The 12,678-nt window shown below is 59.6% G+C and carries 11 protein-coding genes and 1 pseudogene; 5 read left to right on the forward strand and 7 right to left on the reverse strand.

What is annotated here, in order from left to right:
• Positions 1-190: 190 nt before the first annotated feature.
• Positions 191-1,837 (forward strand): annotated as a pseudogene (locus ACESMZ_RS11180) (PAS domain S-box protein); the annotation flags it as partial.
• 139 nt (positions 1,838-1,976) lie between these two features.
• On the opposite strand, the gene ACESMZ_RS11185 reads toward ACESMZ_RS11180, so the two are convergent.
• Positions 1,977-2,687, reverse strand: a complete 711-nt coding sequence (locus ACESMZ_RS11185) for a tellurite resistance TerB family protein (protein WP_372958198.1) — start codon at positions 2,685-2,687, stop codon at positions 1,977-1,979.
• A 213-nt stretch (positions 2,688-2,900) separates the two neighbouring features.
• Between ACESMZ_RS11185 and ACESMZ_RS11190 the strand changes: the two genes are divergently transcribed.
• On the forward strand, positions 2,901-3,617 hold the full coding sequence (locus tag ACESMZ_RS11190; RefSeq protein WP_372958199.1) for a Crp/Fnr family transcriptional regulator: 717 nt from the start codon (positions 2,901-2,903) through the stop codon (positions 3,615-3,617).
• On the opposite strand, the gene ACESMZ_RS11195 is transcribed toward ACESMZ_RS11190, so the two are convergent.
• From ACESMZ_RS11195 to ACESMZ_RS11205, 3 genes are read right to left on the reverse strand one after another with little or no spacing between them, the layout of a single operon-like run.
• Entirely contained in the window at positions 3,577-4,938 is a 1,362-nt protein-coding gene (locus ACESMZ_RS11195; protein WP_372958200.1) for a diguanylate cyclase domain-containing protein, read from the reverse strand. The two genes, ACESMZ_RS11190 and ACESMZ_RS11195, sit on opposite strands and share 41 nt — an antisense overlap.
• Positions 4,939-4,942: 4 nt before the next feature.
• A complete protein-coding gene (locus tag ACESMZ_RS11200; protein WP_372972620.1) occupies positions 4,943-5,806 on the reverse strand; it encodes an OmpA family protein in 864 nt (287 codons plus the stop codon).
• Positions 5,803-6,204: a DUF4398 domain-containing protein gene (locus tag ACESMZ_RS11205; RefSeq protein ID WP_372958202.1), complete on the reverse strand. Its 402-nt coding sequence runs from the start codon at positions 6,202-6,204 to the stop codon at positions 5,803-5,805. Before ACESMZ_RS11205 ends, ACESMZ_RS11200 begins: the two co-directional genes overlap by 4 nt.
• Before the next feature lie 243 nt (positions 6,205-6,447).
• Here ACESMZ_RS11205 and ACESMZ_RS11210 point away from each other — a divergent pair, with 243 nt between their 5' ends.
• Positions 6,448-7,068, forward strand: coding sequence for a PAS domain S-box protein (locus tag ACESMZ_RS11210; RefSeq protein WP_372958203.1), 621 nt, complete (start codon positions 6,448-6,450; stop codon positions 7,066-7,068).
• The gene (locus ACESMZ_RS11215; RefSeq protein WP_372958204.1) at positions 7,068-9,584 is read left to right on the forward strand and encodes a chemotaxis protein CheB; all 2,517 of its coding nucleotides are present in this window, start codon (positions 7,068-7,070) and stop codon (positions 9,582-9,584) included. Before ACESMZ_RS11210 ends, ACESMZ_RS11215 begins: the two co-directional genes overlap by 1 nt.
• A gap of 313 nt (positions 9,585-9,897) precedes the next feature.
• Here ACESMZ_RS11215 and ACESMZ_RS11220 read toward each other — a convergent pair whose 3' ends face one another.
• Complete coding sequence (locus tag ACESMZ_RS11220) at positions 9,898-10,101, reverse strand: CsbD family protein (protein ID WP_372958205.1); 204 nt, start codon at positions 10,099-10,101, stop codon at positions 9,898-9,900.
• 180 nt (positions 10,102-10,281) lie between these two features.
• Here ACESMZ_RS11220 and ACESMZ_RS11225 point away from each other — a divergent pair, with 180 nt between their 5' ends.
• Positions 10,282-11,274, forward strand: coding sequence for a CobW family GTP-binding protein (locus ACESMZ_RS11225; protein ID WP_372958206.1), 993 nt, complete (start codon positions 10,282-10,284; stop codon positions 11,272-11,274).
• Between the two features lie 53 nt (positions 11,275-11,327).
• Here the strand turns inward: ACESMZ_RS11225 and ACESMZ_RS11230 are convergent, their stop codons facing one another.
• Positions 11,328-11,711: a DUF2750 domain-containing protein gene (locus ACESMZ_RS11230; RefSeq protein WP_372958207.1), complete on the reverse strand. Its 384-nt coding sequence runs from the start codon at positions 11,709-11,711 to the stop codon at positions 11,328-11,330.
• 74 nt (positions 11,712-11,785) lie between these two features.
• Positions 11,786-12,418 carry a class I SAM-dependent methyltransferase gene (locus ACESMZ_RS11235; protein ID WP_372958208.1) on the reverse strand — a complete coding sequence of 211 codons (633 nt, stop codon included), beginning with the start codon at positions 12,416-12,418 and terminating at the stop codon, positions 11,786-11,788.
• Positions 12,419-12,678: the final 260 nt, after the last annotated feature.

The raw sequence follows: 12,678 nt of genomic DNA on the forward strand, positions 1-12,678 counted from the left end.
ACAGCAGGAAGTCTATGGCTGCACTCCTACCTTAACCTCCATTACAACTTGATACATATCCTTCCAGCACCCGGAGGTCTGACCAGCACCGCCTGTCGTAAACAGCACGATAAAATCGAAACAACCTGTCGTTATCGGCCGCGATCTCCGAACGCCGACCTGACGACCGCGATCAAGGGTTTACAAAGCGATGCTCCTTTTCCTGTCCCGCCTACTGTTCAACTCATCCACTGCCGGCGATATTCTGGAGAACGCACCACAAGCGGTGCTCAGTATCGACCGGCAAGGCGTCACCCGCTTTATGAACCTAGCGGCAGAGCGGCTCTGGGGCTGCCCGCGTGATCACGCTATCGGCCAACCGGCGTCCCGTCTGCTTGGCCAGTCCGCAGTCCCCTTGCTTAACGGCCAGCAGAGTGAAGCCGAGCTGTCCCTGACCTCAAAGGATGGACGCGCTTTCTGGGCCCACCTTGCGGTTGCCGGCCATGTGAGATCCCGCAACCCGGAAACCACCCTCTTCATCCGGGACATCAGTGAGCAGCGCTATGCCCGGGAGCTGATGCACCAGACCCTCGAGCAAGCCATGGATGCCGTGGTTTCCATCGATGAGAACAACTGCGTCAGCGTTTTCAACGCCACAGCCGAGAGCCTCTGGGGATACCGCAGAGAAGAAGTGCTCGGCCGCAACGTCAAGATGCTGGTTCCTGAAGCGTTCCGTGCCCGCCACGATGAGTACGTTAACCGCAACCGCACCACCGGCGAGAACCGGATAGTCGGCAGTTACCGTGAATTACATATACAGCGCAAGGACGGCTCGTGGTTCTGGGGGCAGGCGGCCATCAGCAAGACCGAGTTCGACGGAAGAATCACCTACACCGCGTTCATCAAGGATGTCACCGAAGAAGTCGAAAAGCGGGAACAGATGGAAATGCTTTCCATGGTCGCCGACAGGGCCAACAGCGGCATTGTGATTACCAGCAGGGACGGTGCCATTGAGTACATCAATGCCGGTTTCGAGCACCTCACCGGCTACCACCTGGAGGAAATCCGGGGTAAAAAGCCCGGTACCTTCCTGCAGGGCCCGGGCACGGACCCGGGAACGGTCAGGGAAATCCGATCAAAGCTTGACCGCGCCGAGCCGTTTTACACGGAAATCCTCAACTACCACAAGAATGGCACCCCATACTGGGTTTCCTTGTCTATTGCGCCCGTGTTCGGTGACAACGGCCAGGTGGAGCGCTTTATCTCAGTGGAAGCGGACATCACAGCCAGCAAACAGCAGACGGTGGATTTCACCCGCCGTATGAGTGCCATAGAAAATGCCATGGCAATTGTCGAGTACAGTCCGGAGGGCAACTACATAAGCGCCAATCAGCTGGTACAGGACAAGTGCAGGGGTAGCGATGGTGCCGCCAGGGCGGCAGCGGCGCTCTGGTCCCAACTGCCACCCGATGCCCGGACACAGCTGAAACAAGTGGGTGAGTTCAGCGGCAAGGCTTCCGTCGAGATCCAGGGAATTTCCGCCCTGGCACTGGATTATCAGATCGTGGCGTTAAAGGACTTCAACGGCGATATACGTCGTTATGTCCTCTTCGGCATTGATATTACCGACCGCCACATGGCCCTGCTGGAAACTCAGGAAGCCATGGACTCAGTACTGCAGGGGAGCAAACAGATCAGCGGTTTTGTATCGACCATCAACGACATCGCAGACCAGACCAACCTGCTGGCCCTGAACGCCGCCATCGAAGCTGCGCGGGCCGGTGATGCCGGCCGCGGGTTCGCGGTCGTGGCTGAGGAGGTCCGCTCACTGGCTCGCAAATCCAGTACATCCGCCAGTGAGATTGACGCCCTGGTGGAAGAGACCCACCAGAAAGTGACTGCGCTGGCCTCATCCCTCAGCCGAATCGACGGCTAACACACCTGCAGGGACCTCTGCGCTGGCCGCTCTGCCTGGCGGAGATCCCGCCAGGAAAAGCTCAGGCCGGCTCGAGCACCTGGCGGTCCAGTTCCTTCGTCAGGGTGGGCGGCAGCTTCAGTGCATTGGCAAGCTGGTCAAGCCAGGCCCGTTCCATGGGGTTCTGGTCGTCAACAATGACGGCACTGACCAGGTAGATTTCCCGCGCCGCCTGGGGAGAGTCCGCCTGCAGGGCCAGCACATCGGCATCCAGCGGGGCCTCGAACTGTTGCTGAACCCATGCCTGTAACTCGTCGTCGGCACCCAGCTTCTCGATTTCCCGGGTCAGCACGGCACGCTCGTTGGCGTCGATATGACCATCGGCACGGGCTGCCATGATCATTGCCTGCAGGATTTCCAGGCCCCGCCGTTCCCTGGCCTGCCCCTGAAGCTGCTCCAGGGGCTGACCTTGCGAAGCGTCTGCTCCGGCACCGCCCTGATAATTCTGGTAGGCCTTCCAGGCCAGTACGCCGATACCTGCGAGGGCGCCGTACTTGAGCGCCTTGCCGCCCATTTTCCGACCGCGCTTTGACCCCACCATCAGGCCCAGGGCGCCGCCGCCCAGCAGGCTTTTCAGGTCAACGCCACCACCCGAGCTAGCCGAGCCCTTAAGTTGCGAGGAAAAGCTGTCGACCATCCGGCTGACATCCATGCCACTACCGGAGGAGCCTGTGCTACCGGACTGACCGGATGCCTGGTTAAGCAACTGATTCAGGATTGACGTGACATTCATGCAGACAACTCCTTGCTGGCGGAACGCCGGTGAATAAGGACCTACTTCAGACCAGTCTAACGAAAGGATGGTTCCCTTCGCCCGAGATTGTTACAGCCGGGACGTGAAGCTTGTGTTAGGTTTAAAGGGGTATTTCGAGTGCTATACAGGCTTTCACAGACAACCGTTGACAAGGGATACCTGACCAGCGACAGCCCTGTAAGGAAGGCCACCATGACTGATGCACTAGCCGCCCCGGAGCAGAACCATCTGCTGGCGGCCTTGCCGGATACGATTAAGAAGCGACTGTTTCCCCACCTCAAGCCGGTCGAACTCAAGCTGGGCGATGTGATCTACGAGTCCGGCCAGCCTATTGATTTTGTCTATTTTCCGACCAACTGCATCATTTCGTTGCTGTATGTGATGCTGGACGGCGCCTCTGCGGAGATATCGGTGGTGGGTAATGAGGGCCTGGTTGGCGTTACCGTGTTCATGGGCGGGGAAAGCACTCCCAGCCGGGCGATTGTCCAGAGCCGGGGTCTCGCCTACCGACTGCCCGCTCAGGACCTCAGGACGGAATTCAATAATCATGCGGAGGTACGGGTGTTAATGCTGCGCTACACCCAGGCGCTGATCACCCAGATGTCCCAGACCGCAGTCTGTAACCGCCACCATACCATCGACCAGCAACTGTGCCGATGGCTGCTGCTGTCCCTCGACCGCCTACAGGACAACCGCCTGACAATGACCCAGGAGCTGATTGCAAACATGCTGGGTGTACGTCGGGAAGGCGTGACCGAGGCGGCCGGAAAACTTCAGAAACTGGGTATTATCGAGTACCACCGTGGCCACATAACCATCATCGACCGGCCACGACTCGAAACCCTTTGCTGTGAGTGCTATGCCGTGGTTAAACGTGAGACGGACCGATTGGCTTCATCACCCCGTTGACGGGAACCCGGTTGAGGGTTTTCACCCGGTACATGGAAGAGTCCGCCTGTTTCAGCAGTTCTCCGGCGTCCTCCCCGTTATCGGGGTAGACACTTACCCCGATACTCAGTTGCAGAGTCACCTGATGTCCATCGATAACCATTGGGGTTGCCACTGCCTCCCGTATCTTGTCAGCCACGGCAAACGCATGGTCTGGCCTGGAGATTTCACTCAGCAACACCACGAACTCGTCACCCCCATACCGGCTGACGGTGTCCGTCGCCCTGACACAGGTTTTCAGTTTGCCGGCCAGCGCCGAGAGGATGATATCGCCGCTGTCGTGGCCAAGCAGGTCATTGACACCCTTGAAATTATCAAGATCAACAAACAGCAGGCCCATCTGTTTACCGTGCCGCCTGGCCAGTGCCAGGGCCTGCTCGAACCGGTCATGGAACGCGGTACGATTGTACAGGCCGGTGAGTGCATCATGTTGTGCCAGGTAGGCCATGCGGGCAGTGGTCTCCCGGGAGAAGCGGGCATCGTGAAAGACGATGACCGCGCCGATAACCAGGCCATGGCGGTTATGGATCGGAGCAGCCGAGTCTTCGATCGCCAGCTCCAGCCCGTCCCTGGCGATCAGCAATGCATTCGCCTCCAGGGCCACAATACTGTCTGACTGGATGGCCCGCCGGGCCGGGTCGGTGGTCGGTTTGTGGGTATTTGCGTCCACCACATTGAAAACCTCACTCAGGGGCCGGCCTATGGCCTCCTGGCGACTGAACCCGGTCAGGGTTTCCGCCACCAAATTCATGTAGGAAACCCGCCCGTCAATATCGGTACTCAAAACCGCATCGCCGATCGAGTCGAGGGTGACCTGGGCACGCTCCTTTTCATCAAACAACTGCTCCTCGGCGGCCAGCCGGGCGATCTCGTGAGCCTTGTAGGTGCTGATATCTTCAACGGTGTGCACATATCCCTGTCCGGGCAGGTTATCCGCAAGCTCGGCAGCATTTCGACGGGTCCAGATAACCTCGCCGCTTGATGATTTCAGGCGCGCCTCACAGAGGAAGGGCTTGCGTCCCTGCACCGCCATATCCCAGTGCTTCAGTGTCCGGTCATGGTCATCCGGATGAATGGTTGCACTCCAGTGAGATCCGATCAGCTCGTCGGCCGTCCAGCCGCAAAGTTTCTGGTATGCGGCATTGCTGTACAGGCATTTACCCTCCCGGTCAGTGACCAGTATACCCAGGGGCATTGAGTCACTGAGCGGCAGGCCCTTGTTGAGGCCAGCCCCGAGGCCCGGGTCCTCAGCCATCGGGAAAAAATCTCGATAACGCAGCATGCCGTTACTCCCCGTTTTCGATAACAACTTCAACCCTGCGATTCTGCTGACGCCCCATGCTGGTGGCGTTGTTGGCTACCGGGCGCTCGAAACCAAAGCCAGATACCTGGAGCCTGCGGCCGTCGATACCGCGATCCACGAGGAAGCGCCGCACAGACTCGGCGCGCTGGCGCGACAGGGTCTGGTTGAAGGCCGCACTGCCCACATTATCGGTATGGCCCTCGATGAGTACCTGGCGATCCGGATACTGTTTCAGGAAGTCCACGAGCTTCTCCAGGTTCTGGTTGGTCCCCCCCTGGATTTCCGCGCTGCCAGTAGCGAACAAAACATCGCCCAGGGTCAGTACCAGGCCTCTTTCGGTGGCCTTGGCCTCGAGGGTGTCAATCTGCCTTTGCAGTTCTTCAGCCTCACGCGTTGAGCGGGCGGAAGCTTCGTCCTGGGACCTGCGGGCACTTGTGGCATCGGCGTGGGCCTGGTCCGCTTCCCGGGTTCGTGCTGCCAGCCGGGCGGCATCCCTTTGCTCACCCAACTGTTCACGCTGTGCCTCCAGCAGCCGTGCCTGTCCCTTGGCCCGGGCTATTTCCACCATGCGGTCAGCCATGTAGACACGGTGAGCGACAAGCGCCTGATCGCTGGATCCCGGTTGTTCGGCAAGTCGCACCGCGGCCTCGGCATTACGTAACTCAACCCGGGCATTACTGGCCATGTCAGGGTTCTGTTGCAGCTCGGTGAGTTTCGCGCGAACATCCTCCGATCCATCGGGGCTGGCAGGTGTCGTCGCGCAGGCAGTCAGCAAGGCAGATGAAAGCACGATCGCGATTCCAGCCTTACGGCCGGGAACGGATTTCAGAATCGTTAAGGTATTCATTGCTGGTCTCCCTGACGCTGCATTTCCTCATCCAGGGCCTCGGCACCGCGGCCCATCTCCCGATTGATTTCCGCGGCCTTCGCAGCTTCCGTCCTTGCGATAGCCAGTTCAGCGGCAACGCGAGCCTGGCGGGCCAGTCGCTCGGCCTCAACCATCCGCTCATCCTCAACGGCCTTATTGGCTGCCATCAGATGCTGGTTCGCTTCTTCCAGTTCAGCACCGGCGTACTGCCGGGCCTGGGCCTGTTCCGCATTTTCAATGGCGTCTCGGGCGGCGTTCAGGGCCTCTGTGGGCGGCAGCTGGGCAGTTGCGCATGCGGTGAGGATGAGTGTTGCAATTAACAGGGTGATAACCTGGCGGGCGTTTACAGCAGCCCACCCCATAGCGTCGGTCTTCATGCGCTGGCTCCTTATGCCACAGAGCTGACCCGTGACACTTGTCTGGCCCCGGGCCCTGCCGGACCCGAACGGTTCGGCGACACTCCTTACCACCCACGCTACGGTGCGCACCGAGGGCTGTCCGTTCGATACCGCACATTGGCGACCTCCCGCTGACAAAGACCACACTACCCCGCTATTCCGGTGCCACAAGGTGGAGTAGTATCAGGGGACGTAAACAGCACGCCGGCGTTGGGAGACAACATGACCGATACACACGGAGACCCGAACGCCGGCCCCCAGGACCGGCTGCGCCGCAGCGCCAGGAGCCTGCTGGACCAGGGGGCGGCGCCCCGAAATGGCGGGGGTACACTCGGGGTGGACGCACTGCAGCTGCTTTTCCAGCGTGCCAGCAACCCGGAAACCGCCGCCGACGCCCTGCAGCTGCTCCATGAGCTGCAGACCTACCAGGTTGAACTGGACCTGCTCCATGAGCAGCTTCAGGCCAACGAGCAGGAAATCTCCGAGGAGCTGACACACTACAAGGCACTTTTTGAGCGTGCCCCAGCCGCCTACCTGACCGTAACCCTCGGCGGCACAATTACTGAAGGCAATCATGCCGCAGGGATGCTGTTCGGGGAATCTCCCGAGGCTCTGGTTGGTATGAACCTGAACAGCCTTGTTGCACCGGGCCGGGGCAATATAATGGCCTCCGTGGCGTCTAGTGCCGGGGTTCTTCAGGGTGCAGGCGAACCAGGCACAGCGGAGACGGAGGTGGATCTCCCGGACCACCGGCGCATCATCATCCGGGCGAGCCGCGCTCCCTCGGCTGACAGTTTTCTGATGATCCTCACCGAAACGACGACCCACGCAAACGTGTCCTGATGCGTATTGTTGGGATTGGCGCATCCGCCGGCGGCCTGGCTTCCCTCGAGGACTTTTTCCGCCATACACCACCCGATACTGGCATGGCATTTCTGGTGGTGCAGCATCTGGACCCGACCCAGAAGGCGCTGTTGCCGGAACTTCTGCAACGCTATACCGACATGCCGGTACGGGAGGCCGAGCAGAACATGCCCGTGCAGGCCGACGCTGTCTATGTCATTCCGCCGAACCGCGAACTGCGGGTGCAAAATGGCACCCTCAGACTGGCCCAGCCGGCACGGCCGAGGGGCCTGCGCCTGCCGGTCAATGTGTTGTTCTCGTCCCTGGCCAGCGCGCAGAATGACCGCGCCATTGCCGTTGTACTCTCGGGCATGGGGTCTGATGGCACGCTGGGGCTGCAGGCGATAAAGGCCACTGGCGGACTGACCGTCGTGCAGGACCCCGCCTCGGCCCAGTTCGATGCCATGCCGAAAAGTGCCATTGCAGCCGGCTGTGCGGATATCGTGGCCCCCGCTGCTGAACTGCCGTCCCGCATACTGGCGTATGTACGGCGGGTTCCGGAGCATGAGCGGTCCAGGCCGTCCGCTACCGCGACAAACGAACTGGAACCGCTACTCCAATTGCTCCAACAAAAGACACGCCACGACTTTTCCCTTTATAAGCCCACCACCCTGAACCGTCGTATCGAGCGCCGCATGGCCATCCACGGGCTGGCCGACCTGGCCGGTTACACCCGCTTGCTGACCGACAACGACCAGGAAGTCCAGCTGTTGTTCCGGGAACTGTTGATTGGCGTTACCCGTTTTTTCCGGGACCCGGATACCTGGGATTACCTGATTGATACCGCTCTGCCCGAGTTGTTTGAAGGACTCCCCGACGATTACACCTTGCGGGCCTGGGTTGTGGGCTGCTCAACGGGGGAAGAAGCCTATTCCCTGGCCATGGCCTTCAGCGAAGCACTCGAGCGCAGTGAGCCCCACCGGAGGCTGGACCTGCAGATTTTTGCCTCCGACATCAGTCCGGACGCCATCACCGAGGCTCGCCGGGGCCGGTATCCACTCAGTGTTGAAGAGACCGTGTCCGAAAAGCGGCTGGAGCGCTTTTTCATCCGGCACACCGACCATTACCAGATACGACCGGACATCCGGGACAAGGTCCTGTTTGCCCATCACGATGTGATCCTGGACCCACCGTTCACCAAACTGGACCTGATCACCTGTCGCAACCTCCTGATTTATTTCGACGTAACACTGCAGCGTCGGATTCTGCCTCTCTTCCATTACAGCCTCCGCCCGAACGGGTTACTGATGCTGGGCAGTTCCGAGACCATTGGCCGACTGAGTCACCTGTTCACGCCGTTGAAGCCGAAATTGCGCCTGTACCGCTGCAAGCCCTGCGAATCCGTCCGCCACTCGGAATTCCTGCTGGAATCCTTTCCTCCCATGTCCACACTGCCCAAGGAGCACGCCGTGCCATCGAACCAGGCTCCCGCCAAGGAGGCGCTCGACAACCTGCAATCGGCAGCAGACCATGTGCTGTTGCAGTCTTATTCACCCGCTGCCGTCGTGCTTAACGCCGATGCGGACATTGTGTACATCAGTGGCCGCACCGGCAGGTACCTGGAGCCGGCCGCCGGGAAGGCCAACTGGAACATCCATGCCATGGCCCGCGAAGGGCTGCGCGAACCCTTGTACACTGCGCTGAAACAGGCGGCGAGCCAGTCAGAGCCGGTTGAGCTCAGCGGGTTAACGGTCCAGACCGGGGCGGGTTCCCAGGTGGTTAATGTATCCATACAGGCATTCAGCGAGCCCGCCGCCCTGAAGGGCATGACGATGGTGGTATTCCGGGACATGCCTGCCAGGGCTGAGTCACGGCGCCGCAAATCAGCTACGAACACAGGCCTGGATTACCCGGCACAGGTGCAGCGCTATGAGCAGGAAATCGCCCAGCTGCGGGAGCAGGCCAAACGCTCCAGGGAGGAGTTGCAGGCGTCCAATGAAGAGCTTCAGTCCACCAACGAAGAGTTGCAGTCCGCCAATGAGGAGCTGACCACGTCGAAAGAAGAAATGCAGTCCATGAACGAGGAACTGCAAACCATCAACACCGAACTGCAGGCCAAGCTGGACGACCTTGCGCTCGCCCAAAGTGACATGCAGAACGTGCTGAACAGCATCGAGATTGCGGTGCTTTTCCTGGACCAGGATCTGAATGTGCGTCGCTACACCGAACGGGCCGCCAGCATTATCAGTCTGCGGGAGAGTGATATTGGCCGCCCGCTCAGCGACCTGACCACCAGCCTCCGGTATCCGGAACTGCAGGAAGACGCCCGGCGGACCCTGGACACCCTGGCAGTGGGCGAAAAGCAGATTACCACCAACGACGGGCGCTGGTTTTCCGTAAGAATCATTCCCTATCGCCGGCTGGACAATGTGATTGACGGTGTTGTCATCACCTTGGTCGACATAACTGACACCAAGAACCTGGAGTCTTCCCTGCGAAAGAAAACGCCCTCCTGAACCGACGCTGCTATCCAGCAAACCGGCCCTATGCCGGTTTGTACTCCGGCTCTGGCCGTTCCGCTCGACCGTCATCGCGCGGAGGCCACGGGCTCCGGTGCGGGGTCTTTCCATCGACCGGCTTGCCGGCCTCCGCAAACGGGCCGTTGATGACCGAATCATCCCGCACCTGAATAAGCTCCATTGGTTCTGAAGCGGATTTCCCGGGCACTAACTTGAACATACAGGCACCTCTCTACACGTTTGGCACTTACCGGATGGTAGCCAGCCTGGTCAGCTCCAACGACAGTATTGGGCGCTGCCCTGACAGTTCTTACTTCCTGGCCTCTTTCTCGAAATCCTCGATCTGCTTCTCGGCTTCATCGCGGGTGACGCCGTAACTTTCCTGTATATGCCCGGCCAGCTTCTCCCGCTCACCGGCGATAACATCCAGCTGATCATCGGTGAGCTTGCCCCAGCGGGACCGGATCTCACCCTTGAACTGCTTCCAGTTACCCTTGACCGTATCCCAGTTCATAGTCCTTTCCTTCTGATTGCTTGCGGACGGTTGCACGTCCTCTTGGACCACCTCGGCGGTTGTCGCAGCAAGGATGGAACAGCGACAAAGGGGCGTCTGTACGGTAGGGCACACTGCATTCTCAAGCATATAAAAATGTTATAACATAACTAACGGAAATCCTGATTCAGAGCACAGCCCATGGCGCACCCTCAACTGAACACCATCCCTACCAACATCATTACCGGCTTCCTGGGCGTTGGAAAAACCACCGCCATTCGCCATCTGCTCAGCCAGAAACCCGATGATGAGCGCTGGGCTGTGCTGGTCAACGAGTTTGGTGAAATCGGCGTGGATGGCGCCCTGGTTCAGGGCACCCGTACCGAAGAGGATGGCATTTATGTTCGCGAGGTGCCCGGAGGCTGCATGTGCTGTACGGCCGGACTGCCAATGCAGATTGCCCTTAACCAGCTGCTGACAAGGGCCAGGCCCCACCGGCTGCTGATCGAGCCCACCGGCCTTGGCCATCCGGCAGAAGTGCTGCAATCCCTGTCAGCGGAGCACTACCGGAATGTACTTTCTGTCCAGAAGACCATCACCCTGGTGGATGCGCGTAAGCTGACGGATCCCCGTTACACCAGCCACGACACCTTCAACCAGCAGATTGCGGTTGCTGACCTGGTGGTAGGGAACAAACAGGACCTCTATGGAGACGAGGACCGGGCGCGCCTGGCGGCCTACGTCGCGAGTAATGGCTCACCGGAAACCCGTGTCGAATATGTGACCCATGGGGCTATCGCCCCCCAATGGCTGGAAGGACCAGCGTCGCCGGCAACGCCGGCATATCGCCCTGATCCTGTCGTGGCTGGGCAGGCATCGAAAAACGGCCTGTTACTCAACAGCGGTAGCACCCGGACATCCAGCGAGACGGAAGGTTACCAAAGCATCGGCTGGCGCTTTGATGCCGGACAGGTATTCGATTACGGCAAGCTGCTCGCCTTTCTGACCGGTCTGGAAGCGGAACGGATGAAAGCCGCCTTTATCACCGACCAGGGCGTATTTGGATACAACCTGACCCGAGACGGCCTGACCGAAATTGAGCTGGATGACGTTGCAGAAAGCCGGTTCGAAATTATCGCGACGACCCTGGATACCCGCTGGGAAGCACAGTTACAGGCTTGCCTTCGCACCTGAGTCTGAATCGGCCCGGGTATATCTGATCAACGCCCGGCCCGACCTCGCCCTGGCTAGAAACTTGCCATGGCGTCCTGCAGGTCTCCCTTGAGCTCCTCCGGCCCAGTGATCCAGAGCTCCCCGTCTTCACCGGGAAGCACACCAACCTGCAGCCCATCCTTGCTGAGCCCCGGTACCCATTTCCGGAAAAAGTCGGGGAGGGAGATGCTTTTGGGCAGGAGGTCGCCCGATGCCTCGGCATAGTCCAGGGCAAACTCGGCACCCGGCCAGACCGGCAGGTACGCCACACCGTCCTCTTCCGAAACAATCTTCAGGAACTGGTTGTCGGCATTGACCAGAATCCAGATCTCGCGCTCCTCGGCCACTTCGCTCAGGAAGTAGTCGTAGCGCTCTTCGCCGTCCATCTGGAGAATTTGCGTTAACGGGTTATCACTCATAGCAGACCCACAGTTCATCTGAAATTTGGAGGATTCTATCGCAAAAACCTGAACGACCGGGTGGAAAAGCGATATCAGCTGCCCGGGCTGGCAGGTTCACTTTCCCCGGGCTTGAACCAGCGATACACGCGCATCGGGGGAATGTTCAGCAGTTCCAGTGACGTGCTGGCTGCAGGCCCCATTACCGGACAGGTGATTCGCGCCACATCCCCCAGAAACTGGTAGGCGACGAAGCGACCACCTCCGGCCAGGCAACCCTGTACAGCCTGCGCCACCGCCGTACCCACCGGTTCCGGCATTTTCGAGAAGGGTATACCAGAGATCACCACATCCGGCTGCCCCAGGTGATGCAGCGCCAGAATCTCCGCAAGATCTTCGGCACTGCCCAGGTGGTTGATGAAGCGTGGATCATCAATCTCACCAAGCAGCTCATGAAACCAGGGACTCAGTTCAATGGACAGCAGACGCGCATCGGGACCGAGGTGCCGGAGGAAGGTACGGGTGGTACCACCGGTACCGGGTCCCAGCTCCACCACCAGCCGGGCGGACGACAGGTCCGCGGTATCGACAATCCGGTTCTCCAGGAAGCGTGAACTGGGAATAACCGAGCCCACCTGGGCCGGTTCCCGCAGGAACCCCCTGAAGAAAGCCAACGGACTGGTTCTGCGGGTGGCGTCGTACTTGGGACTGCTGCTTTCTCCATCCATGCTGCTCTCTCAATCTGACTGTGGGACATGTCTGTTGAGCTTAGCAGTGAAAGCTGTATCCGGCAGTCCGCCTGCCACAAGCAAATAACAACGCGCTCTTCGCTTTCCGGTGCCCGCTATCCCTGACGCCAACGAAGTGCCGCTGACTTCCTGCACCAAAATAAACCACCAGACTATTGGCATGCCCCTGGTTGAGGCGAGCTCATTTTGCCAACTGACCGTCGACTGCCAGTTCTCTGACCGAGTCTGTCGCATAACCC

This window comes from Marinobacter sp. (assembly GCF_041690615.1).
Taxonomy (GTDB): Bacteria; Pseudomonadota; Gammaproteobacteria; order Pseudomonadales; family Oleiphilaceae; genus Marinobacter.